This window comes from Methylophaga lonarensis MPL, from assembly GCF_000349205.1.
In the GTDB taxonomy this organism is placed as follows: Bacteria; Pseudomonadota; Gammaproteobacteria; order Nitrosococcales; family Methylophagaceae; genus Methylophaga; species Methylophaga lonarensis.
The window spans coordinates 66,047-89,522 of sequence record NZ_APHR01000015.1 but is presented as its reverse complement, the minus strand read 5'-3'; the positions used below and the strand labels follow the sequence as shown (position 1 = coordinate 89,522).

At 50.5% G+C, this 23,476-nt stretch carries 26 protein-coding genes; 3 read left to right on the top strand and 23 right to left on the bottom strand.

Annotated features, from left to right (window positions below; genetic code table 11):
* Nucleotides 1-6 precede the first annotated feature (6 nt).
* The 6 genes from MPL1_RS03560 to MPL1_RS03535 form a co-directional block, all read right to left on the bottom strand.
* Complete coding sequence (locus tag MPL1_RS03560; protein WP_009725761.1) at nucleotides 7-414, bottom strand: ExbD/TolR family protein; 408 nt, start codon at nucleotides 412-414, stop codon at nucleotides 7-9.
* An 8-nt stretch (nucleotides 415-422) separates the two neighbouring features.
* On the bottom strand, nucleotides 423-947 hold the full coding sequence (locus MPL1_RS03555) for a MotA/TolQ/ExbB proton channel family protein (protein ID WP_009725760.1): 525 nt from the start codon (nucleotides 945-947) through the stop codon (nucleotides 423-425).
* Nucleotides 928-2,292 (bottom strand): MotA/TolQ/ExbB proton channel family protein, encoded by a 1,365-nt coding sequence (locus tag MPL1_RS03550; protein WP_009725759.1) that lies wholly within the window; start codon nucleotides 2,290-2,292, stop codon nucleotides 928-930. The genes MPL1_RS03555 and MPL1_RS03550 overlap by 20 nt, the downstream gene beginning before the upstream one ends.
* Complete coding sequence (locus MPL1_RS03545; RefSeq protein WP_009725758.1) at nucleotides 2,289-3,062, bottom strand: DUF3450 domain-containing protein; 774 nt, start codon at nucleotides 3,060-3,062, stop codon at nucleotides 2,289-2,291. Before MPL1_RS03545 ends, MPL1_RS03550 begins: the two co-directional genes overlap by 4 nt.
* Before the next feature lie 799 nt (nucleotides 3,063-3,861).
* The gene (locus MPL1_RS03540; RefSeq protein ID WP_009725757.1) at nucleotides 3,862-4,497 is read right to left on the bottom strand and encodes a response regulator; all 636 of its coding nucleotides are present in this window, start codon (nucleotides 4,495-4,497) and stop codon (nucleotides 3,862-3,864) included.
* A 3-nt stretch (nucleotides 4,498-4,500) separates the two neighbouring features.
* A complete protein-coding gene (locus MPL1_RS03535) occupies nucleotides 4,501-5,829 on the bottom strand; it encodes an ATP-binding protein (protein ID WP_009725756.1) in 1,329 nt (442 codons plus the stop codon).
* Nucleotides 5,830-5,900: 71 nt separating this feature from the next.
* On the opposite strand from MPL1_RS03535, the gene hemL reads away from it, so the two are divergent.
* Genes hemL through MPL1_RS03520 form a run of 3 tightly spaced genes read left to right on the top strand, consistent with a single transcriptional unit; the run spans nucleotide 5,901 to nucleotide 10,162 of the window.
* The gene (gene hemL, locus MPL1_RS03530; protein ID WP_009725755.1) at nucleotides 5,901-7,181 is read left to right on the top strand and encodes a glutamate-1-semialdehyde 2,1-aminomutase; all 1,281 of its coding nucleotides are present in this window, start codon (nucleotides 5,901-5,903) and stop codon (nucleotides 7,179-7,181) included.
* A gap of 3 nt (nucleotides 7,182-7,184) precedes the next feature.
* Nucleotides 7,185-8,624, top strand: a complete 1,440-nt coding sequence (sbcB, locus tag MPL1_RS03525) for an exodeoxyribonuclease I (protein ID WP_009725754.1) — start codon at nucleotides 7,185-7,187, stop codon at nucleotides 8,622-8,624.
* A complete protein-coding gene (locus MPL1_RS03520) occupies nucleotides 8,621-10,162 on the top strand; it encodes a B12-binding domain-containing radical SAM protein (RefSeq protein WP_009725753.1) in 1,542 nt (513 codons plus the stop codon). The genes sbcB and MPL1_RS03520 overlap by 4 nt, the downstream gene beginning before the upstream one ends.
* Before the next feature lie 34 nt (nucleotides 10,163-10,196).
* Here the strand turns inward: MPL1_RS03520 and MPL1_RS03515 are convergent, their stop codons facing one another.
* The 17 genes from MPL1_RS03515 to MPL1_RS03445 all read right to left on the bottom strand — a co-directional run bounded on the left by MPL1_RS03515 (nucleotide 10,197) and on the right by MPL1_RS03445 (nucleotide 23,422).
* Entirely contained in the window at nucleotides 10,197-10,748 is a 552-nt protein-coding gene (locus MPL1_RS03515; RefSeq protein WP_009725752.1) for a hydrolase, read from the bottom strand.
* Nucleotides 10,749-10,768: 20 nt separating this feature from the next.
* The gene (locus MPL1_RS03510) at nucleotides 10,769-12,085 is read right to left on the bottom strand and encodes a TolC family outer membrane protein (protein WP_009725751.1); all 1,317 of its coding nucleotides are present in this window, start codon (nucleotides 12,083-12,085) and stop codon (nucleotides 10,769-10,771) included.
* A 9-nt stretch (nucleotides 12,086-12,094) separates the two neighbouring features.
* Nucleotides 12,095-12,418, bottom strand: coding sequence for a rhodanese-like domain-containing protein (locus MPL1_RS03505; RefSeq protein WP_009725750.1), 324 nt, complete (start codon nucleotides 12,416-12,418; stop codon nucleotides 12,095-12,097).
* Between the two features lie 19 nt (nucleotides 12,419-12,437).
* Nucleotides 12,438-13,097: a protein-L-isoaspartate O-methyltransferase family protein gene (locus MPL1_RS03500; RefSeq protein WP_009725749.1), complete on the bottom strand. Its 660-nt coding sequence runs from the start codon at nucleotides 13,095-13,097 to the stop codon at nucleotides 12,438-12,440.
* 213 nt (nucleotides 13,098-13,310) lie between these two features.
* Nucleotides 13,311-14,096 carry an ABC transporter permease gene (locus tag MPL1_RS03495; protein ID WP_009725748.1) on the bottom strand — a complete coding sequence of 262 codons (786 nt, stop codon included), beginning with the start codon at nucleotides 14,094-14,096 and terminating at the stop codon, nucleotides 13,311-13,313.
* Nucleotides 14,093-15,034: an ABC transporter ATP-binding protein gene (locus MPL1_RS03490; RefSeq protein ID WP_009725747.1), complete on the bottom strand. Its 942-nt coding sequence runs from the start codon at nucleotides 15,032-15,034 to the stop codon at nucleotides 14,093-14,095. The genes MPL1_RS03495 and MPL1_RS03490 overlap by 4 nt, the downstream gene beginning before the upstream one ends.
* Complete coding sequence (gene pqqE / locus MPL1_RS03485; RefSeq protein ID WP_009725746.1) at nucleotides 15,024-16,217, bottom strand: pyrroloquinoline quinone biosynthesis protein PqqE; 1,194 nt, start codon at nucleotides 16,215-16,217, stop codon at nucleotides 15,024-15,026. The genes MPL1_RS03490 and pqqE overlap by 11 nt, the downstream gene beginning before the upstream one ends.
* Nucleotides 16,189-16,473, bottom strand: coding sequence for a pyrroloquinoline quinone biosynthesis peptide chaperone PqqD (gene pqqD / locus MPL1_RS03480; RefSeq protein WP_009725745.1), 285 nt, complete (start codon nucleotides 16,471-16,473; stop codon nucleotides 16,189-16,191). Before pqqD ends, pqqE begins: the two co-directional genes overlap by 29 nt.
* 27 nt (nucleotides 16,474-16,500) lie before the next feature.
* Complete coding sequence (gene pqqC, locus MPL1_RS03475) at nucleotides 16,501-17,223, bottom strand: pyrroloquinoline-quinone synthase PqqC (RefSeq protein ID WP_009725744.1); 723 nt, start codon at nucleotides 17,221-17,223, stop codon at nucleotides 16,501-16,503.
* Between the two features lie 33 nt (nucleotides 17,224-17,256).
* Nucleotides 17,257-18,171 carry a pyrroloquinoline quinone biosynthesis protein PqqB gene (gene pqqB, locus MPL1_RS03470; protein ID WP_009725743.1) on the bottom strand — a complete coding sequence of 305 codons (915 nt, stop codon included), beginning with the start codon at nucleotides 18,169-18,171 and terminating at the stop codon, nucleotides 17,257-17,259.
* 113 nt (nucleotides 18,172-18,284) lie between these two features.
* The gene (pqqA, locus tag MPL1_RS13395) at nucleotides 18,285-18,356 is read right to left on the bottom strand and encodes a pyrroloquinoline quinone precursor peptide PqqA (protein ID WP_081443609.1); all 72 of its coding nucleotides are present in this window, start codon (nucleotides 18,354-18,356) and stop codon (nucleotides 18,285-18,287) included.
* A 262-nt stretch (nucleotides 18,357-18,618) separates the two neighbouring features.
* Nucleotides 18,619-18,690, bottom strand: a complete 72-nt coding sequence (gene pqqA, locus MPL1_RS13390) for a pyrroloquinoline quinone precursor peptide PqqA (RefSeq protein WP_081443609.1) — start codon at nucleotides 18,688-18,690, stop codon at nucleotides 18,619-18,621.
* 128 nt (nucleotides 18,691-18,818) lie between these two features.
* Nucleotides 18,819-19,463: a response regulator gene (locus tag MPL1_RS03465; protein WP_009725742.1), complete on the bottom strand. Its 645-nt coding sequence runs from the start codon at nucleotides 19,461-19,463 to the stop codon at nucleotides 18,819-18,821.
* Entirely contained in the window at nucleotides 19,460-21,175 is a 1,716-nt protein-coding gene (locus MPL1_RS03460; RefSeq protein ID WP_009725741.1) for an ATP-binding protein, read from the bottom strand. Before MPL1_RS03460 ends, MPL1_RS03465 begins: the two co-directional genes overlap by 4 nt.
* A complete protein-coding gene (gene soxZ, locus MPL1_RS03455; protein ID WP_009725740.1) occupies nucleotides 21,172-21,489 on the bottom strand; it encodes a thiosulfate oxidation carrier complex protein SoxZ in 318 nt (105 codons plus the stop codon). Before soxZ ends, MPL1_RS03460 begins: the two co-directional genes overlap by 4 nt.
* Nucleotides 21,489-21,977 (bottom strand): thiosulfate oxidation carrier protein SoxY, encoded by a 489-nt coding sequence (locus MPL1_RS03450; RefSeq protein ID WP_009725739.1) that lies wholly within the window; start codon nucleotides 21,975-21,977, stop codon nucleotides 21,489-21,491. Before MPL1_RS03450 ends, soxZ begins: the two co-directional genes overlap by 1 nt.
* Complete coding sequence (locus MPL1_RS03445; RefSeq protein ID WP_009725738.1) at nucleotides 21,974-23,422, bottom strand: M48 family metalloprotease; 1,449 nt, start codon at nucleotides 23,420-23,422, stop codon at nucleotides 21,974-21,976. Before MPL1_RS03445 ends, MPL1_RS03450 begins: the two co-directional genes overlap by 4 nt.
* Between the last annotated feature and the right edge of the window lie 54 nt (nucleotides 23,423-23,476).

The following is a 23,476-nucleotide window of genomic DNA, read 5'->3' as shown; positions in this document are numbered from 1 at the left end:
CGGCCCCTAATCCGCTTCAGCGGCAATTGAGACATTAGCAACACCGGCCAGACGCGCCTGATCCATGACTTCGATCAGCAAACCGGTTTTGGCATCTCTGTCAGCCAGAATGATCACGGCACCTTCCGGATTTTCAGCATGCATACGTTCAACGTTGGCGCGAACCGCACGGCGATCAATTTGCCGGCCATCCATCCAGATTTCATCATTGGCACGAATAGAAACCATGATATTGGCACGTTCCTTACTGGTGGCGGTCTGTGCCGATGGACGTGTCACATCAACACCGGTCTCTCGCACAAATGAAGTAGTGACAATAAAGAAAATCAGCAGGATAAACACCATATCGATGAGCGGTGTCATGTTGATTTCTGCGATGCCGCCACTTTGGCGACGTGAATGTCGGTTTCTCATAAAATCCTCTAGTCCCGACGCAAGGCATCGGCAACATTATCGACCTCACGGGACACTCGCTGTTGCAGCTGAGTAATGAAGTACAAGCCAGACAATGCCGTCATCAGGCCACCCATCGTGGTAATCAGCGCAATGGAGATACCACTGGCCATGCCTCGTGTATTACCGGTACCAAAAACAGTCATGACATCAAAGGTCTGGATCATTCCATGCACCGTGCCAAGCAGCCCCAGCATTGGCAAAGCCACCGTCAGGGTTCGGATGGAGACCAGATGTTTTTGCAGCTGAATACGGCTTTCAGCGATCATGCCCTGCCTGATTTGCTGGGCATACCAACTGCGCCGGTCGTGACGCAGTTGCCACTCGTTTACATGCAGTTTGACCTGTTTGGGATGCACAAAGTACACATAAACATATCGCTCAACGATCAAGGTCCACATCAGCAATGATGCCAGCAGGATGAGCCAGAGCACCAGGCCCCCACTCTCCATAAGCACCTGAATCTGAAAAATATTATCCGTCAGTTGGCTCATGTTGCTTTTCCGCATTGCGCGCTACGATTGAGGCACTTTCTTCATCAAGAATTTGTATCAATCGATTACTCTTGCTTGATAACGCGCTATGAATCAGCAGTAAAGGAATCGCTACCGCCAAACCAAGTTCGGTGGTCACCAAGGCCTGCGAGATACCCCCCGACATCAACTTCGGATCACTGGTGCCAAACAGGGTGATGGACTGGAAGGTCTCGATCATGCCGGAGACCGTTCCCAGCAGACCCAGCATTGGCGCAATAGCGGCGAGAATCGCCAGTGTAACCAGGCCGCGTTCAATGCTTGGCGTTTCACGCAGGATCGCTTCGTCAAGTTTGAGCGACAGGGTTTCGACATCCTGTGCCAATTCTTCCTTGTAAACAGACAGTATTCTGCCCAACGGGTTCTTCATGCTGACTTCAGAAGATTTTTGCTGGCGCTTGACGCCACGCTCAACCAGAATCAGATGGACAAATCGTTGCAAAGCAATCAACAAACCTATAGCGCCCAGGCCGAGAATGATAAAGCCTATCCAACCACCTTGTTCGATACGTTCTTTCAGGTTAGGGGTTTGCACCAGCAGTGCCATGATGGCGCCTCTGGTGGGATCCATCACAGTCGGTTGTAATGTGCCTGCTTCAGCAGTTTCAAAGTTTTTGGCGACATCACGAAGCCTTTGCACTGGCTGTCGTGCCAACTCGACCAGATTGCCGGTTTCAGGCAAGTAACGCAGGAATTTACCATCGCTGAAAGCAGTGAAAACACCAATACGTGTAACTTCACGTGATTCCATTTCACCTGCGGCATTAATAATGTCAGTTTCAAAGCGAACCACTTTGCCTGAAGCGGTCATCTCTTCCTGCAGGCTGATCCATAACAAATGCAGATCATCTATGGTCGGTTGTTGCTGACGCTCTGCCAGGGCATTGAGCTGCTCAATACGCTCACGATTATGTAGCGACGTCATCGAGCTTTCCAACACGCTGCGGCTGTCATTGACCATTTGCCGAACCGAGCCAAACAGTTCACCCAGCGATCCAGACTTCTCCTGCAGTTGTGCTTCCTTGTCGATGATGATCAGTTCGTTTTCTTCAAACTGTTCATTCAGTGAAGCTGTCCGGGCTTCCTCGCTAGCCAATGCACTTCTGGCTTCGCGCAGCAAACGGGCCTGTTGATCACGGGCCTCAAGAAATTCCGCTTCTCTCAGTTTATTTTGTTGCTGCTCAAGTACCCGTTCACGTTTCACTTGCTCAAGCAGTTGGTCGATATTGGCCGGGGGCGCAGCAGTGACTTGCAACGAGTTGATCAGTAATCCCAGACCCAGGCTGGTGGCGAGTAGTTTTTTCATTCGGCACGCTCCACTGCTTTGACTGGAAGCACCAATAAGTCAGGTGGTAATTGTCTACGTGCCACTTTAAGTCCCTGATCGACAGATTTTGTATACTGGTTGGGCAAGCGTTGCCATTGCCCTGCCTCATGATCCCAGACGCCGGCTTCCATACCATCCAGTGTCAGATAGTAAAGACCGACACGGCCCATACGCAGGAAATCAACGGTGCGTGACTGGCCATTTACATCGAGCGTGCCCTGATAGGCTTCGATGGTGCGGCCGTATTCAGTTTCAACTTGATAGGCTTCAAGAATGCGACGATATTTTTCAGCCAGAGAAACGTCAGCCCGTGACATCAGCGCTTGCAGTTGAACTACTCTTTCCTGACGCTCTGCTGGCAGGAATGGCGCATCCAACTCAACAAACTGGGCCATGACTTCGATCATCTGCATCATCAACGGCACGATGTCGCGTTGCGTGGTCTCTATATTAATAAGTTGTTCATCGATGGATTGCAGCTCTTGCTGCTGAGAGTTGACCAGTTGCTCAAGTTGCTCGTTATAGGCACGAAGACTTTGAGTCTGTCTGAGTACTTCACGATACTCCGTTAGCAGGTCAGTCGTTTCGTCGACCAGATTGTCGATTTGTTGCTGAGATTGACGAGCCGCACTGTCAGTGTTGACTTGCGTTTCTATGGCATGTTCCAGCGACTCTTGCGCCTGTACTGTCAGCATAGTACTGAACAGCAAGCCGAAAATACTCCAGCGCGCTATATTAGCTTTGTGCATCAAATGTTTCCCTCTCCGGCAACGACCGGCCGTGAAAAATCGAAGCGCCATCATAGCAAGATAAACCGGCGACTGTGAACACCTAAATGAGAATTTTTATCATTTAGGCCTGAGGTAGGAATTTTTCCTATACCGGTATTTCAGGCAAAAAAAAGCCAGACCGGTAGGTCTGGCTGAAAACCTTCATCGAAGGAGAGAGAAATATAAGACTATAGAAGCTGAAAATTCCTATGGACTTGCTGCATATGATAGAAGCTGCAAGCAAGTCTGGCATGAGTGAGTTATCCCGTAATGCAGGGAATTTATTCCTCATGCTGGATGTGTCGACTAAGCCAGTGCCTTACTCTGACCAGCAATAAGGTCGTAATACCACCTGGTCGTCATTGCGGAAAACTTTTAGTCTTTGTCCGCGATCTCTGCAGGCCTCTCAGATTCCCGCATGCGCGGGAATGACGACTCAACTCATAGCGAACCGGCTTACCCCGCACTCAGATTCCCGCATGCGCGGGAATGACGGGAATTGGGTGCGGGAATGACGAAAGTGAGGGCGGGGATAACGATGGTGAGGCCCGGGTATTTCGAGACTGTGCCTCGGAAATGACGCTATACCTCCCTTGATTTACACGCCCCGTCATTGCGGAAAACGTGCAACGTTTGTCCGCAATCTCTGCACGGCCTCTCAGATTCCCGCATGCGCGGGAAAGACGGGACTTGGGTGCGGGAATGACGAAAGTGAGCTCGGCATTACGAGAGTATGGCGCTAGCAAAATCAAGACCTCTAAAACAAGACTCGCAGCGGCTAGGATGACAAACCATGGCTGATGGCGAACCGCATCAGTTCAGCGGTTTTGCTGATATCCAGTTTACTTTTAATCTGAGTCAGATTGTTGGCAACGGTTTTGTAACTGATGCCCAATACATCGGAAATTTCATTCATGCTCTTACCTTCCCCCAGCAAACGCAGAATTTCCAGTTCGCGGCGCGACAGATCACTCAAGGCACTGGTACCGGAATCAATGTTTAACATGGCAAGTTGCTGCGCCATATCCGGACTCAGATAAATCTTACCCTCGAGTACCTTGTTGACCGCTTCAACCAGATGATCGGCAGCATTGTTTTTGGTGATGTAGCCTCGTGCTCCAGCCTGCATGGCCCGGGATGCAAACACCGGATCTTCATGCATACTGAACATCAGCACCTTGGCGTTATCACGATTGGCCCGAATGCGACGTAGCACTTCCAGCCCACCCATTCCTGGCAGAGTGATATCCAGCAATACCATATCTGGATAAAGCTCCTGAAATACCCGATAGCCCTCTTCACCCGTTTCAGCCTCTACCACTTTAGCCGAGGGTATTTGCTGAATCAGCTGCCGACATCCGGCTCTGACGATAGGGTGGTCATCAACGACCAGAATGGTAATCGACTGTTTCATCTGCTAGTCACCTTTCAAAGGAATCAATACCCGTACCTGCAATCCCTGGCCTTCTTCTGTATCAAATGCAATACGGCCACCCAGTGCAGTCACTCGTTCACGCATACCTATTAAACCAAAACCGTGGACCAGTTTGCTGCCAAGGCCCTTACCATCATCGGTCACCGTCACCTTGACGTTCTCCGAGTCACGTTTGACTTCAACTTTGACGTGACTGGCGCCGGCGTGTCGAACACAGTTGGTAGTACATTCCTGCACCACACGATAAATGGTGACTTGCAAGGTATCTGGCAAGTCCGAGAAATCACCGTGGAAATCCCACTCCCAGTCTATTTCCGGTTGCCGATCCCGCCAATTATGCAGCATATCCCGCAATGCCTCAGCCAAACCGAGATCATCAAGGGTCATCGGACGCAGACGGCTGAGCATTTTTCGCACCAGTGACTGGATATGCGCAGTAATGGTTTTGACTGAACTGACCTTTTCGTTAATTTCAGTCAGATTGTGCTCTGCTGCAATTCGGTCGATTTCTGCCAGATCCACCCTGATGCCAAACAGGCAAGGTGCCAGTTCATCGTGTAGCTCACGGGCCAGATCGCGACGTTCGGACTCCTGCAAACTGAGCATATTACCGGCCAGCGCATGGTTTTCCGCCATGGTTTTTTCCAAGACGCTGGCCATATGATTAAAGCGTATCTGAATCGGATTAAGCTCTTTCACCGCTGTGGTGTCGACGCGTGCAGAAAAATTACCTTTTTCCAGATCACCCAGCGCCTCTGACAGCTCGTCCAATGGCCGCAAGCCCTGACGCAAGGCCATATAGATCATTATAAGGATCAGATTGAGGAAAAAAATCGCCAGCCAGAACAACATCTGAACATCGATCCAGACATCGTTGACGCCATCACTGGGATCCGCCTCGACCACCAGATAACCATAAGATTGGCTGCCCTTGGTGATAAGTCGTCGAAAGGCGACTGCTTCGGGCTCCATCAATCGAATAAACCAGTCAGGCGCATCCGGCTTATTGAAAAAGCCTGCGCGCTCTTCCTGCCCGATCAACGGCCGACCATTCATATCCTCAAACCATGCGCGGATGTGGCGTGTGTGTCGAACACTATCAACAATCAGCGTCAGCCGCTCGCTCAAATCATTGGAAAATCGCAAGGTCGGCAAAGCATTAATCAACAGCCCGCGGGCAAGCTGGGTGCTGGATTCCATTTCGGCCGCTACAGCTTTGCGGCCGTTTTGCACCATAAAGTAGCCAGCGGCGGCAAAGTTAATCAGCAGGATAATGGTTACAATGATTAACAGTCTGAGTTTCAGGCTCATAAATTCGGTCAAATGACAGGTTTAAGCTAGAATTATCGCACAACTTTGAATCAGGACTTTCAGGAATACAAATGCACAGCAATCAGCAACTGTTCGAACTCGCCCAACATCATATTCCCGGTGGCGTCAATTCGCCGGTCAGAGCCTTCCGCGGTGTCGGTGGCACACCCGTGTTTTTCAAGGAAGGTAAAGGTGCCTGGCTGACTGATGCTGAAGACAAACGCTATGTGGACTATATCGGCTCATGGGGGCCAATGATAGCCGGACATGCGCATCCTGAAGTTATCGCCGCCGTTCAACAAGCCGTCACTCACGGTCTTGGCTATGGCGCACCCACCGCGATTGAAACCACCATGGCCGATTTACTGTGCGAACTGGTGCCTTCCATGGAAATGGTTCGCATGGTCAGCTCTGGCACAGAAGCAACCATGAGTGCCATTCGATTGGCCAGAGGCTTTACCGGGCGCGACAAGGTTGTCAAATTCGAAGGTTGTTACCACGGTCATGCGGATTCCTTGCTGGTCAAAGCCGGCTCGGGAGCCCTGACGCTGGGCGTACCTTCTTCGGCCGGTGTACCGGCTTCGGTCGCCGAGCACACGCTGACACTGCGCTTTAATGACATTGAATCGGTGCGCAAATGTTTTGCTGAACTGGGATCACAAATTGCCTGCATTATTGTTGAACCGGTGGCCGGTAATATGAACTGCATCCCGCCGGTACCGGGCTTCCTGGAAGGCTTGAGACAAATTTGTGATGAATATCAAAGCGTGCTGATCTTTGATGAAGTCATGACCGGTTTCCGGGTTGCTCTGGGCGGTGCTCAGGAGCACTATCAAGTCACGCCTGATTTGACCACACTGGGAAAAATTGTTGGCGGCGGTCTGCCGGTGGGCGCTTTTGGTGGCAAAAAAGAAATCATGCAGGTCATCGCACCGCTCGGCCCCGTCTATCAGGCTGGTACCCTGTCAGGCAATCCGGTCGCTATGGCGGCTGGCCTTGCCACACTCAAGCAAATTCGCCAACCGGGTTTCCATGCGCATCTGTCGGATCTGACGCAGCGTCTGACCCAAGGGCTTAAAGAAGCTGCGCAAAAACATAATATCGCGCTGAGTACCCATGCCATTGGCGGCATGTTCGGCTTTTTCTTCACCGATGAACCGCGTGTTGATTTCTATGAACAAGTTGCCGAATGCGACATCGAACGCTTCAAACGCTTTTTCCACGGCATGCTAGAACGTGGCGTCTATCTGGCACCTTCGGCTTTTGAAGCAGGTTTTGTCTCTTCAGCGCATGGGGATGCTGAAATCGAACACACACTGGATGCAGCCAATGCTGTATTCGCCAGCTGGTAGCCGATGACTACGCTCTACTGGCATGACTACGAAACCAGTGGAATCGATCCACGTTTTGATCGTCCAATCCAGTTTGCAGGTATCCGCACTGACAGTGAGCTGAACATCATCGGCGAACCGCTGATGATCTACTGTCAGCTTGCACCGGATGTTTTACCGCATCCGCAGGCAGCACTGGTGACAGGAATTACACCGCAGCTCACACAGCAGGAAGGACTGTGTGAAGCTGAATTTATCAAACGCATTCATGATGAGCTTGCACTGCCCGGCACCTGTGGCGTGGGCTACAACAGTCTGCGTTTTGATGATGAGTTTACCCGCTTCACCCTGTTCAGAAATTTTTACGATGCCTATGCCCGTGAATGGCAAAACGGTAATTCACGCTGGGATATTATCGACATGGTTCGACTGACCCGTGCCTTACGACCGGAAGGCATTGAATGGCCAGATCATGAAAGCGGCAAACCCAGTTTTCGCCTTGAACATCTCACAGCAGCCAACGGCATTGCTCATCAAGGCGCTCATGATGCACTGGTCGATGTCAGGGCAACCATTGCCTTGGCGAAGTTGATTCGTGATCGTCAACCTCGGCTGTATGACTTTGTGTTCAGTCACCGTCAAAAACAAGCCGTGGCGCCGCTGGTCAACCTGAACTCGGACACGCCGGTTATTCATGTGTCCAGAATGTATGCCTCTGAATACTGCAACACCGCACTGGTACTGCCGTTGGCAAACGAACCGGGCAACCAGAATGGCATTATCGTTTATGACTTAAGATACGACCCACAATTACTTCTGGATCAGGATGCCGACACACTCCGCCAATGGTTATTCACCGCCACGGCTGAATTACCCGAGCATGCCAGCCGCCCGGCACTGAAAACACTGCATATCAACAAATGTCCAGTAGTGGTGCCGCTCAACACCCTGACCGATGAGGCCGCTGAGCGACTGCAGATTGATTTAGCTCAACAACAGGCACACGCGCAGTTTCTACGTCAGAACATTGCAGCTATCCGCAGTAAAATTCAGCAGATATTCAGCAAACCAAGCTACAACGACGTGCTTGATCCTGATGCCAGCCTTTATAGCGGTGGCTTTATCAGTGACAGTGACAAAAATCTGATGAACAAAGTCCGGGAGGCCGGCCCGGCTCAACTGGCCGATCTGCAATTGCCGTTTAACGACGCCCGATTACCCGAGCTGTTGTTTCGCTATCGCGCCAGAAACTGGCCAGAGGCTATGAGTAGTGAAGAGCAACAACACTGGCAGCAATATTGTTATCAAGCACTGTCACAACCGGTCGCGGGTAAACTCGGTTTCGACGCATTCTTTCAGGCCCTTGCTGAGTCGAGACAAGCTGATTTAACAGAGCAGCAACAATCGGTGCTGACTGCACTCGACAGTTATGGCAAGGCACTGCAGCAAAGGCTGTCAGCATGAATGCAGCGCTGCCATCCACTTCAGAACAACACACTGACAGCGATATTCTGCTGACCACCCTCAATGCCCGCTACATGCATAGTGCCTTTGGCTTACGTTATCTGTTGGCCAATCTTGGTGAATTGCAGTCACGTTGTCGCTTGCTGGAATTCACCATTGAGCAAACCGCATTGAATATTGCTGAACAATTGCTCAATCATCAGCCAAAAATTATCGGCTTTAGTGTCTATATCTGGAATGTCGCTCAAACCGGTGAGATTGTCCGTTTGATCAAACTGATTTCGCCCGACACCATGATCATCCTGGGTGGCCCTGAGGTCAGTCATGCGCCTGATTTACCTGCCTTTGCCGAAGCTGCTGACTATGTCATCGTCGGGCCGGGTGAGAAGCAGTTTCGAGAATTGTGCCAGCAACTGCTTGATGGCCAGGCGCCCGAGTGCCGCTATCTTGAGGGCGAAGCCTTGCCGCTTGAGCAGATCCAGCTGCCCTATGCTTTTTACAATGATGAAGATATTCGTCACAGGCTGATTTATGTCGAAGCTTCACGAGGCTGCCCGTTCAAATGCGAGTTTTGTCTGTCGGCGCTTGATAAAACGGCTTCACCCTTCCCGCTGGACAAGTTTCTGGCTGAAATGGACGCACTTTGGCAAAGAGGCGTTCGAAATTTCAAGTTTATTGACCGCACCTTTAACCTGAAAGTCAGCACCAGCGTCGCCATTCTGGAATTTTTTCTGGCCCGAATGAGTGATGATTTGTACCTGCATTTTGAGGTGATTCCCGACAACCTGCCAGAAGCCCTCAAAGTCGTGCTGCAACGTTTTCCTGCAAACAGCCTGCAATTTGAGATTGGGGTCCAGACCTTTGACCCACAGATTCAATCCCTGATTAGTCGCAAACAAAATAATGATCGCAGCAAGGAAAATATTCGCTGGCTGAGGCAAAACACCGGCGCGCACCTGCACACCGATCTGATCTTCGGTTTACCCGGAGATACGCTGGAGAACTTTGCTGACAGCTTCAACCAGCTGTTGGCGTTGGAGCCTCAGGAAATCCAGCTCGGCATATTAAAACGGCTGCGCGGCGCGCCTATTAATCGCCATGAAAAGGATTATGATCTGCGTTATAACCCCGAGCCGCCCTACAACATTCTGAGCACTCGGGACATCAGTTTCACTACCCTGCAAAGGGTTGGGCGCTTTGCCCGTTACTGGGACATGATTGGCAACTCAGGTCGCTTTCGCAACAGCCTGCCGTTGATACTGACCGACAATGCCTTTGAGCAATTTATGCAGTTATCAGATGCCTTATATCAACTCAGTGGCTCTACCTGGAAGATATCGCTGAAACGATTGTTTGAGTTGATGTTTGTGATTATGACCGAACGGTTTGGGCTAGATGAGGCACTGGCAGCTCAGGCCTTGCTGGAGGATTACCATCGAACCGGCAGCAAAGGTCAGCCCGACTTTCAACAATTGCCGAAAATAAACCGCTCCAAACGCACCGGCATTGCCAATAAAAGACAACGCCAGCATGCCTGAAACATTGAATTGAGCCGTTATATCAAGGGCTGAATCAGACAATCAGTTTAGCGATAGTTTTAAAATTCTGATGGCTGGCATCCCCCAGCCATTCAAACAGCACGGACTCAACATTGCTGATAATCACTCCGGCCTGCCGCATCCGATGCAATGCGTTGTATTGATTACCCTTGGCACGCGAACTGACCGCATCCTCAATGACATACACCTGATAGCCGGCAGTCTGTAACTCGATAGCCGTTTGCAACACACAAATATGGGTTTCCATGCCGGTCAAAATCACCTGTCTACGCTGGGATTTTTCAAGCATGGACATAAAGTCAGGAGACTGGGCACAGGAAAAACAGGTTTTTTCGATGGGCTTGAGATCAGCTGCAAGCTGGCTTTGCAAAGCGGGCTCAGTTACGCCCAGGCCTTTGGGATATTGCTCGGTAACCATCACAGGCACATCAAGATTGCTTGCAGCTGTCAGCAGCACGCTGATCTGCTCAATAACCCGGTTTCGAACCCCTGGCGGCATGGCAGCGCCAAGGCGTTCCTGAACATCAATTACGACAAGCACACTTTCCGTGGTGTTTGTCAGCATATATAAACCCTCTTTGGTTGCTATTGCATTAACCACTGATTGATCTGGTACAGATCGTCCACCGTAACAATTCCTGCTGCTTGCTTCAATCGCAGTGAATTTACAATGTAGTCATAGCGTGACTGAGCATAATCCCGTCTTGCGCTGAATAATTCTCGCCGTGCATTGAGCACATCGACTGTGGTTCTGGTGCCGACCTCAAACCCGGCTTCTGTTGATTCCAGCGCTTTTTCGTTGGAAACAACCGCCTGTTTGAGTGCCTGCACACGACTGATACCAGACATCACATTATTAAATGCAGCACGGGTTTCACGCATGATAATGCGACGAATTTCTTCTTCGTTCTGCATGCTTTCATCCAGCCGATGTCCAGCTTCCCGTGTCCGTGAACTGACTGCACCGCCTGCATAAATTGGTAGATTAAACTGTATCCCTACCAGCTCCTGATTCGTCCGGGTACTGCCGCTGATGTTGTTATCACTCTGAAAGCTATAGTCTTTACGAGCCACCGCATCAACTGAAGGATAATGACCACTGCGCTGAAGTTGAATATTGTTGCGTGCGATGTTGACATTGCTTCGCGCTACACGCAACGCTGGATTAGTGGTGATAGCCACTTCACTCCATTGATTGATATCCGCAGGCTCAGGACTGACCAGTGGTGAATCATCTTGCAGGCTTGCCAGCAACTCGTGATAGACGCCCGTCGTTTCGCGCAGTAGTTCACGACTGTTGACCAGCTCGTTCTCGGCAGCAATCACTGCGGCATTGGCAATATCAAACGCTGCCTGGGCTTCGGTGACATCCGTGATGGTGGCAAGTCCCACTTCAAAGCGTTGTTCAGCCTGCTCAAGCTGTTTGGCAATGGCCTCTCGTTCAGCCACAGCAAAGGTCAAATCATCTTCTCGGCCAAGCACATCAAAATAGCGCTCAGCTACCCGGACCAACAGGGTCTGCTCTGCCAACACAAAACTGGCATCAGCGCCTTCAATGGCAATATCCGCCTGCTCACTGAACACAAAATTCTCACGTCGATAGAGTGGCTGAACCAGACTCAGTGTGTAGCCTCTGTCGTTGTAGTTACGACGGCCACCAAAATTTTGCGATGAGGTGTCCTGCCAGATCCGATTAGTGGATGCTGACAGGTTGATTTCTGGCAGAAAGCCCGCCCTGGCCTGATCTTTGAGTTCTCCTGTTGCACGTCGTGAAGCAGCTTCGGCCATCAACTGTGGATCGCTTTGCAAGGCCAGTTCGTAAACCTCGATCAGATTGTTAGCTGACAATGCTGGTGAGAGCAAACCAGTACACAACAGCACAGCCTGTAACAGTCTTTGCATGCCTTATCCTCAATAAACCTTCATGCTCGGGTCAACATCCGTCGCCCAACCGTTCATTCCACTTGCCAGATTGATCACATCGCGAAACCCCATCTGTTCCATGTATTGACCAACCTGAGCGCTTCGTTGACCGGCTCTGCAAATCACCACAATGGTCTGGTTTTTGTACTTCTCCAGTTCATTCAAGCGTGCTGGCAGGGTATTCATCGGAATATGGGTAATTCCATTGATGGTGCCATTGGCAAGCTCATGGGATTCACGTACGTCGATCAGCAATGGATCCACATCTGTGGCCAGGTAGTCTCGCAACTCGGTAGCTGTCATATTTTTCATTTTTATATTCTCGGTTTTTCTAGAAAACAAATTCAGTTTTTGGTTCCGCGTGATAGATCATCGGCATCACCGTTTCAAAAAGATTTTCTGTCTGCCACTGCCACTCATTGATTCGGGTAATGCGCTGAACCTGCATCGCAGGTGATTTGCCAGTGACCACTATCATTCGCCCCCCCACTTTCAATGAGTGTAAACAGGCCTCTGGAGCAACCGCATAGGCAGCGGTTGCGATAATCGCATCAATTCGCTCAGTTAATTCAACACCGCGACTGGCATCCATGCAGCGAAACTCAACGTTATTAATTTCCAATTCGGTTAATCGCTGTTGGGCTTCCATCAGCAGATCTTCATTCAACTCCACCGTAATCACCTGGTGAGCCAACTTTGACAATAAAGCCGTGAAATAGCCACTGCCAGTGCCAATTTCCAGCACAGTTTCATGAGGTTGAAGAGCCAAGGCCTGAAGTAGTCGGCCTTCCAGCAAGGGAGAAAGCAGTGACTGACCTTCACCTATCGGAAGCTCAGTTTCAGAAAAAGCCAGTCCTGCGAATGCCGGGTCAACAAACAAAGAACGATCGATAGCGTCCAGTGCCGACAAAATTCCTGCATCGGATATCTGGTTGGGTCTTAGTTGTTGCATCACCATGTTCTGGCGGGGATTGTCTCTTACCACATGCATCTGGCGGGTATCCTGGCACGTTATCTGTCTATGAAAGCAGCTGGGCTTGTTGGACGCAAAAATAGTCGCCGGCAAAGATGGCGATAAAAGGTCAACAGGCCTAAGCATAAGAGCTTTCCCATAGCCACGCAACCACTGAGAATAACTGCCTGTGTTAAATGATGTGCGGTGATTTTTAGCCTGAGCTAACAGCCAAAAAGTTTGTCCCAGCCGCTATGGTTTGCCAGTCACCCGGCGAAACAGCGGTTCATGCACCGACTCTCTGGAAAATCTCCAGCAGGCCACCAGCACTGCGATGACTGAAAAAACACTTAACACCAGGATGTTGGTCCACAGCGAAAAATCTGACTGGGCCGCAGGTACCGCGTGTTTGAGTAAGTCAACACCGTAACTGAAGGGGTTAATCAGCACGACATAACGCAGTAAGTCGGGCAACTGGCTGACTGGATATAGAGCACCGCTCAGGAAAAAGACCGGAAAGATGAAGAAATTCATAATGACGGCAAAGTTATCCAGTGTTTTGGACCAGACAGCAATCAGTCCGCCCATGGCGGCACAGCAAATGGCCGTCATCAACATGGCTGGCAATAGCATAAGCGTAATTTTCACGTCGACCAGCCCTATCAGCATCAAAAGAATTACCAGCAGAAGTGCCTGCACCATTGCACTCAAACAGGCGGCAATTAATTTGGCCAGCACGATCCAGTAATGGGCAATGGGCGCTATCAACATCATCCGCATTACACCAAACTCTTTGTCATAAACCAGGGTCAATGCTGACAACAAGGCACCAAACAACAGCGTCATAGCGACAATACCGGGCACCAGAAATTGCAGATAATTTTCTTGCTGGCCGCCCTGTAACATGCTGCCGACACCGCTGCCAATCACCAGTAACCAAATCATCGGGCGAACCATCGCACTGACCAGTCGGGCCCGCTGTCTGAACAACTTACTCAATTCGCGGCTGACGACAGCTTTTACTGGTAACCAGCTCATTTAGACCTCATATTTTTTGAGCGCTCAGGCGGACAGACTGTCCACAGGTAAACGTCGTTGAGGTTGGGGCGTCGCCATTGCATCGCATTGACCGCATTCCCAAGATGTTTTTGCAGCAGATGAAAATCTGCCTCGGGATCTGCCACCTTGAAGCTGAGATGGTCGTCCTCAATCATCGGTTCACCAAATTCTGGCAGCAGGTAATCACGGACAGCAGCAGCGTCCTGACAATCAATTTCCAGAATGTAGGATGCCAGCTTGCGAATCAACGCCTCTGGCGCGCCACCTGTTTGCAACTGTCCTCGCTGGATGAAATCAACATGGTCACAAGCAACCGCCTCTTCGAGATAATGCGTTGTCAGAAACACCGTCATTCCCTCATCGCGCCGAAGCTGTTCGACAAAACGCCAGATTGCCCGGCGATTGGGCAAATCCAGACCAATCGTCGGCTCATCAAGAAACAAAACCCGCGGCTTGTGTAATACGCCCCGAGCGATATCTACAGCGCGACGTTGACCACCTGAAAGCGTCAGCAGCTTCTGATGACGTTTGTCTTCAAGGTTGAAGATATTCAACAAGCGTTCGATTCTGGCATTGGCCTGACTGGCCGGCAGCTTGTAAAGTGCCGCCGCAAAATGCAGATTTTCGGCAATGGTCATGGTGCGATCCAATGCTGAATCCTGAAACACCAAACCAACGGCACCACGGATAGCTACTGGGTTGTCAGTCACTGACTGACCGGCCACCCAAGCCTCTCCTTCGCTGATCGAGGTCATCGTGGTCAGCATATGAATGGTAGTACTTTTACCGGCACCATTGGGACCCAGCAGTCCGTAGCAATGGCCTGCTTTAACTTGAATATTCAGATTGTTGACGACCACGGCCTGACCATATCGCTTGGTCAAACCGTGCGTCAGGATTGCATCGTCAGAGGCCACAGATTTCTTTGGAATTTTTCGGGTTTCTGAACACCAATGGTTTCGCTTTTTCAGCAGGTTTGGCCGCTTCCATTCGACCACGCTCAATCGCCTCGAGAATCAGGTGATGATCTGGCGACTTGCTGCAGACTGGATCCGTTTTTGCCGGATCGCCGGTCAGCATATAGGCCTGACAACGACAGCCGCCAAAGTCTTTGAAACGTTCGTCACAGCTTCGGCAAGGCTCCTGCATCCAGTCAAAACCACGAAAACGATTGAAATCGTTACTGCCTTCCCAAATTTCGCGGATGCTCAAATCACGCACGTTGGGCAGTTGCATGCCCGGCAATTCACGGGCCGCGTGACATGGCAGCGCCGTGCCGTCAGGTGCTACGGTCAGGAAAACATTGCCCCAACCATTCATACAGGCCTTAGGTCGGTCTTCATAATAATCAGGCACGACATAATAAATCTTCATGTTGCCTTTTTGCTCGTCCTGATAACGATGTGCAATCGCTTCTGCCCGCTCCAGCTGTTCCTTGAGCGGTAACAGCTGGTCGCGGTTGTGCATGGCCCAGCCATAGTATTGTGTGGTGGCTAATTCAACGTAATCTGCTTCCAGATTGATGGCCAGATCGAGGATTTCATCTATCTGATCGATATTCTGCCGGTGTGTGACAAAGCACAGCACCATCGGGTAGCCATTGGCTTTGACGGCACGTGCCATTTCAATTTTGTGTTGAAACGCGTCAGTACCGGCAATCAGGTTATTAAGATCTTCAGAACTGGCCTGAAAACTAACCTGAATGTGATCCAGCCCGGCTTCTTTGAACTCAGCCACTTTATCCGCATTGAGGCCCACGCCGGAAGTAATTAAATTGATGTAAAAGCCCATCTTGCGTGCTTCACGTATCAGCTCAATCAAATCGGGTCTTGCCAGCGGTTCGCCGCCCGATAAGCCTAATTGCGTTGCGCCCATCTCGCGCGCCTGGCGAAACACCGATAGCCATTGTTCGGTGGTCAGCTCACTTTTGACTGCTGCAAAGTCCATCGGATTGGAACAATACGGGCACTGAAGCGGGCATGAGTAGGTCAGTTCCGCCAATAACCATAAAGGTTGGCGAATCGCGTCCCTGACGTTCATGCCGTTGGCTCCACCAGTACTGCCAGGCGCTTTATTGTTTTCTGATCCAGTCGTTGCCATATGCTTCCTCCAGGAACTGATAGACGTCATCATCCAAGTCTGCCCCATTAAAAGCGACTTTCAATTCGGCGATGAGTTCAGCTACTGTTTGTTGTTTATCATTAATTCGCTTAAGTATCTCGGCTGCCGGACCGTTCAGTTTTACCATGCCTTCCGGGTAAAGCAGGACATGACAGTCCTGCGCTGGCTCCCATTGAAATCTGTATCCCAGTGCCAGCATCGGAATGCTGTCAGGTTTGAATATCCCGTCACTCATGGTGTCACCTTGATTATCATCTTTAATTCACAGCTCCATGTGGTAAGGAGGACGACCTTCGATATACGCCATCCACATGGCATCAAGCATGGTCCACAAAATGTCGAGCTTGAACTGTAACAGATCAATCGCGCGCTGCTGTTTTTCTCGAGTATCACAATAATCCAGAGTAATTTGCAGGCCATGCTCAACATCCCGACGGGCCTCGGTCAGGCGTTTACGGAAATATCGATAGCCTTTTTCGTCAATCCAGGGATACAGTTCTGGCCAGTTATCCAGCCTCGCCTGATGAATTTTCGGCGCGAACAACTCTGTCAGCGAAGAACCTGCAGCCTCCTGCCATGGCGCTCGACGAGCAAAGTTGACATAGGCATCAATGGCAAAGCGTACGCCCGGTAATACGTGCTCGTAAGACCACAGCTCCTGCCGAGTCAGGCCCACAGCTTCCCCCAGTTGCAACCAGGCTTCAATCCCACCTTCCTGCTCCGCTGTACCATCGTGGTCAATGATGCGTTGTACCCAATGTTTGCGGACTTCCGGGTCATCACAGTTGGCCATGATCGCCGCATCTTTGATCGGAATCGCCGTTTGATAATAAAAACGATTGGCAACCCAGCCCTGCACCTGTTGCTGCGTCAACTTGCCGCTATGCATCAATTTATGAAATGGATGATTAATGTGATACAGCGCTTCCTTGTCACGCAGTTTTTGTTCGAATTCATCTCTAGGCCAGGGGCTTGTGTCTGCCATGCTATGTTCCTTATTGTCAGTCTTTACAGAGCTTTAAAGCTCAATGTCCATACCATCAAAGGCAACTTCGATTTGTGCGTTATTGAGAATTTGCCGTTGTGGTGATTCTTCGTTAAGAATCGGGTTGGTATTGTTGATGTGAATCAGAATTTTGCGGGGCTTGGTCATGCTGTTAAGAATGCTCATGATGCCGCCTTCGCTGGACTGATCGAGATGGCCCATCTCCTGTGCACGTTTGTTGCTGATGCCCTCGTGCGACATTTCATCATCAGTCCAGACGGTGCCATCCACCAGCACACAGTCGGCGTTTTTCATATAGTCAATGACATGATCTTCTGCCACACCCAGTCCCGGCGCGTAGAACAGGTTTTTGCCCGTTCGGGTATCTTCGATACGCATGCCGATATTGTCACCTGGCACCGTGTTGTGACGGTGTGGCGAGTATGGGGGAGCCTCACTCTTCAGCGGAACCGCAGTAAAAATCAGGCCGGGTGCTGACGGAATGGTAAAACTGCGCTGTTCGGTGTTGACTTCATGCCAGTGAATGCCGCGGAAATGCCCCAGAATGTTGAATACCGGGAAGCCTGTGGTCAGATCATCATGCACGGCTGAGGTGCAGTAGATATCCCAAGGCTTGTTGTGCTCGCGAAGGGTCAGTAATCCGGTGACATGATCAATCTGCGCATCGGTAATAACGATGGCCGTAATCGCAGTATCCCTGACCATCCGGGCCGGTTGAAAAGCCGGAAAGTCATCCATTTGTTTCTTAATGTCAGGCGAGGCGTTAAACAGAATCCAGCTTTCACCATCTGCACTGATAGCAATGGACGATTGTGTGCGGGCACTCGCCTTGATGGTGCCTTCGCGAAAGCCTTTGCAATTGGCACAGTTACAGTTCCACTGAGGAAAACCACCACCTGCACCAGAGCCAAGAACGTGAACTTGCATGCCTCTTATCCCTCTGCATATTTGAATGAGATAACAGACGATAACCGTGTGTTATCTGATTCAGACATTGAGATGCCCGGAGCTATCACTCCGGGCACACATCTTGGCCGCTATTAGCGGTTGCAGATGTACATGGTGACTTCAAAGCCAAAACGCATGTCTGAATATTCTGGTTTAGTCCACATAGTAATTTCCTCTCAAATAGTTGTTAGAAATACCTTCCAAACGATTTTGGTAGGCAAATGAATACTACGCCGTGACTAAGAATGACACGTCAGAAATACCCCTGAGAGCATTCAGGATTTTCCTTAATGAATATCGGGTGAAATTGCCTGACGTTTTTGACTGGCAAAATGCGTTGAAACACTGACTGTTTGCCTTGCTGGAGGCATAAAAAAACCCCGACAATAAATTGTCGGGGTTTTTTTGTATTCGAACTTCTGCGTCTTAGCGGTTGCAGATGTACATAGTGACTTCGAAACCGAAACGCATATCTGAATATTCTGGTTTAGTCCACATGATGCTCTCTCCTCGTCGTTATTAAATTTCGCGGTAATTTGCCGCGACCACGATTTGGATGTTACGCCGCTACTTCGTCCTGCAAGAGAGAAAAATACCTGTTGTGACTCAGGATTTTCCTGAGCCACTCAGGCATCCAGTAAACCACTGCGAATTGCCAACCGGGCAAGTTCGGCCGAGTTGGCAACATTCAGCTTTTGTTTGATGTTGGTATGGTGAGTGCCAACAGTTTTAGGACTGAGATTAAGAATATCGGCAATCTCATTCACGGTTTTGCCTTCAGCCAGCAATCTGAACACCTCAAACTCACGTTGACTGAGCACATCCAAGGGATTTTCGGAGCCGGTCAATTTCTGCATGGCAATCTGCTGTGCAATTTCCGGGGCGATGCAGGTCTTGCCCCTGGCGACCAGCTCTACAGCTTTGAGCATTTCTTCAGGCGCACTGCGTTTGGGGATAAAGCCAAGCGCCCCTGCCTGCATTGCCCGCGTGGTGAAGACACTATCCTCATGCACACTCAACACCAGTATTTTTGCAGACGGGTCGCGGGCAATAATGCGTTCAATAGCGCCAACGCCGCCAATGCCCGGCATTGAGATATCCATCACCACGACATCTGGGTGATATTTGTTGTAGTCCTGAACAGCCTGTTCACCAGACCCGGCTTCGGCAACCACCTGAAAGCGTTCCTCATCTTCCAGCAAACGACGAAATCCGGCTCGAACCAATTCGTGATCATCAACCAGAAGTACCGTGTTTTTTGTCAAACTCATGTCATTTTGTCCGCTGTAATGGGAAGGTTGATTTGGATTGTAACGCCTGCGCCCAGTGCACTGTCGAGACGAAACTCTCCACCCAGGCTCTGTGCCCGCTCACGCATGCCAAGCAGACCAAAGTCAACATCCGAATGAAAGTCCTGCACCTCCATGCCTTTGCCATCATCACTGATAACAATTTCCAATGCTCGATCCTGAACCGCAGTTTCGTTGTTGCTGACTTGAACGCTAATCTTGCTGGCACTGGCGTGCCGAACGGCATTGGTGATGGCTTCCTGCACCACCCTGAATACGGTCATATTGAGCTTTTCACTGAGTTGATCCAGTTGTCCATTGACCGACAAACTGAATTCAATGTCAGGCTGACGTTTTTGCCAGCTATTGATGCATTCTTCAAGTGTCGGCACCAGCCCCAGGTCATCCAGTGGACTGGGCCTTAAACGGGTGATCATATTGTGCACAACATCGTAAATGTGGCTAGCCGTATCAATAATAGCCTTAGCACTACCAAACACCTTGGGATCAGTTTTTTCAGAGCGATTACGAATCAGTACCGCATCAGTCTTGATGGCGGTCAGGCATTGCCCGAGCTCATCATGAAGCTCCCTTGCCAAATGCCGTCTTTCCGCTTCCTGCACTTCATCCATATGCTTGGTCAGCAGTCGGGTCTCACGCAGCTGATTCCGGGCAGATTCTGCCTGTTTAAGTTCTGTGATGTCTCGAAGTGAACAGATCACGCCGGTAATACAGCCGTCATTGCTTATCAAGGGCACCGTCGACATCAGTAAGTCGATGTGTTCGCCATTGGCTTTGGTCAATCCCGTTTCCAGGTTTTCAACCGCCTGACAGTTTTGCAACACGCCGCCGATGGTTTGACGGTTGTCTGTAAACGACAAGGCCCCCAATGATTCCCCCATCAATACCGGTGTCTGATCGGCAAATAACTGTTCGGCGCGTGCGTTGCAAAACGTCACATAGCCGGCGTGATCCAGTGACAAAATGGCATCACCCGATTGTCTGACCAGGGTTGCTAACCGCTGATTCTCACTACTGCTTTGCTCTAACGCTTGCCCCATTCGGTTGAAGGTCTGGCTAAGCTGATCCATTTCTCGCAAGCTGAATCTTGGTAGCCTCAGGTGATAATCGCCCCGCTCAAAAGCAGAGAGTGCATCCACCAGTCGCAATAGCGGTCTTAACAACCATTCAACGCCCCAATAAATGAATATACCCACGACGATAAATATCAATATGCCTAGTGCCAGAATCGCCCGGATATCCTGCCAGCGCTCGCTGATTTGCTGCATGGGGGCGGCGTAGATGACCATATGGCCGGTTCCAAAACGGCGTGACAGTGGTTGAACATCGGGAAACAGTACTTTGACAAACCACTCCGGTGGCAACACATCTGGTGCTGAATGCGGTCTTCCCTCAAACAGCAGCCCTTGACGATCAAACATCAGAATATGCAGGCTTCGCATTTCACTGAGCGACTTGACCAATTCGTTCATGTGCTCGTTGATGCCTAACTCACGATTGAGAGAACCACCGCTGATACTGACCGTGATGAGATGTGCTGCGGTCTGCATGGTGTTTTCGACATCGGCCTGAACCGACTGTCGAGCATTGGATACCAGAACACCGACACCAGCGAGCATGGATGCCAGTAATAATAAGATAAAAAACAGATAGACCCTGAGTTTGAGGCTCATGTGACCGTGGTTTCAACCGTGCCCTTGGCACCGAGGTTATCAACCCAACGAACAGTGATGATATCGCCGGGCTCGCCACCTTTTAACTGAAAGGCAAAGTAGGGATTGCGGGCAGTCGCTGTGCCGCATTTCACCGAAAGCATTTCCTGTTTATTGCGCCAGCAGCGGATATCCTGAATATATTCAGCAGGCACCAGTTGCTCGTTCTCGTCCATGCCGCGTCCGGTGTGCATGGGGTGAGCCAGCAGGATACGAACCGTTGTGTACTCGCCATTCGCTCTGGCTCGAATTCTATCTCGTGCCTGTATGGCCATCAGGCACATCCTCCAACATCAATTCGAACCGAACGAGAGGTTGTGTAGAGCTGTCCGTTGGCTCGAACAACTGCCATTACATCGGAATCCTCCGCTATCTTGATCATACTTTTGAACGGCATGACCATGTGCTCTGTCGGCTCTATCAGCATCGCTAGTGGTTGAGGATTTTTTTCCACCAGAATGATCACCCGTTCAATATTTTCCAGCGAAGTCTCCAATTCAACAGGAACAGAGGCGCCATTAACGGCGTAACTGGGGGGAGAGCCCACTGTAAAACGAATTGAATCATCGTCCAGTTGCTCGGCTTCTCCAACAAGGGCCAGCAGAGCGTCTTCAACTGTTTTGGCATTAAAGGCTTCGCGCGGCCAATGTGCCAGCAGTCGCTGAGGTAACAACAAGCCACTGCTGGCTACCAGTGCCAGTGTTGTTGCTGAGATAACTTGTTTGACAACCTTGCGTCTTTGCTTGTTGTGGCCCTGCGTCATCGCCTTTCCATTAATGCAATTTCAGTTTCAACACTGCGAATTCTGGCGGTCAAACGTGACAACTGAAACTCATCACCACGTGCTTGTTCTGCGGCCAAACGTAACTGATCCACAGCGGCATGCAACTGACCTGATGCGTAATAATACTCTGCCAGCGCACTGTGTGAAGCACTTCTCTGGCCCATATCGCCGCGGGCCTGTGCCAGCAGTCGATAAACCACTCGTGAAGGCGCGCCCATTTCTAGCTGACGCTGCAAGATGTTGACTGCCTTCTCAGGTTGACGTGTCTGCAACAGCGCCCTGACATGTTTTATAGAAAGTGCATAATCATCAGGATACAGGCGCTGATTATCTTCATAAATGGCAAGTGCCGCAGTGGGCCTGCCAACCGCCATTTCAATATCGGCCATCGCCAGTTGATAAGTCAGACGGTCATCATCTGCATCGAGTAGCGGCTTCAACATATCGCGCGCCCGACTGGTATCCCCTTGCGCCAGTAAGGCCATGGCAAAGCCGTATTTGGTCGCAGTGGTATCGCCATCTGCGGTGTCCAGGGTGTGCTGATACTGTTGAATCAGTTCATTGAGGTTGTTGGTTGTGAGCACCCGAAGCTTCTCCCGCATCAGGTAAAATTGCAGATCATCACGAACGCTCGGCACTTTTTGCAGATTAGCTGCGCGACCACGCGCATCGGCAATACGAGAAGTGGTGACCGGATGCGTTCTCAAAAATTCGGGCACGGTACTGCCACCGTAAAAACGTCCGGCATATTGTAGTTTTTCGAAAAATGCAGGCATTGCATGTGGATCAAAACCACTACGCACCAGCATTTGCATGCCCAGATTATCAGCCTCGGCTTCATGCGCACGGCTGTAATCCAGTTGCATCTGAATCGCGCCACCCTGAACCGCCATGATCGCAGCACTGCCAATATTCGGGTCATAAGCCCCCAGCAAGGCAGCCGCCAGCATTGCCGCCGTCAGCGGCATACTCATCTGTTGTTGACGTTCGTAACTACGCAGCAAATGTCGTTGTGTGACGTGTGCAATCTCATGCGCCACGACTGAGGCGAGTTCATCCTCACGCTCGGCGGCCAGCATCAAACCGCTGTGAATACCGATAAAACCACCGGGTGCCGCAAAAGCGTTAATGCTGGAATCAGGCACCATGAAAAATTTGAAGGGTCGTCCGGGGTCATCACTGTTATGCGCCAGACGATAGCCTAGAGAAGTGATGTAACTGTTAATTTCGGGATCTTCAACCAGATCTACCGCTTGTTGCATTTGCCAGAAAAAAGACTGGCCAACCCGATATTCCTCCATCGGAGAAACCAGGGCACCAGCACTATCTCCCATTTCGGGCAAGGCAATCTCAGCCGTGGCGATTTTGCCAGAAAGCAACATCAGCAACAGCAGTGATATATGAAAAAATGATTTTGTCAGCATGCCGCTTAGACTCTGTTCTTTGAGGACGGTTCCTGCAAGACAAGCCCCTGGTTT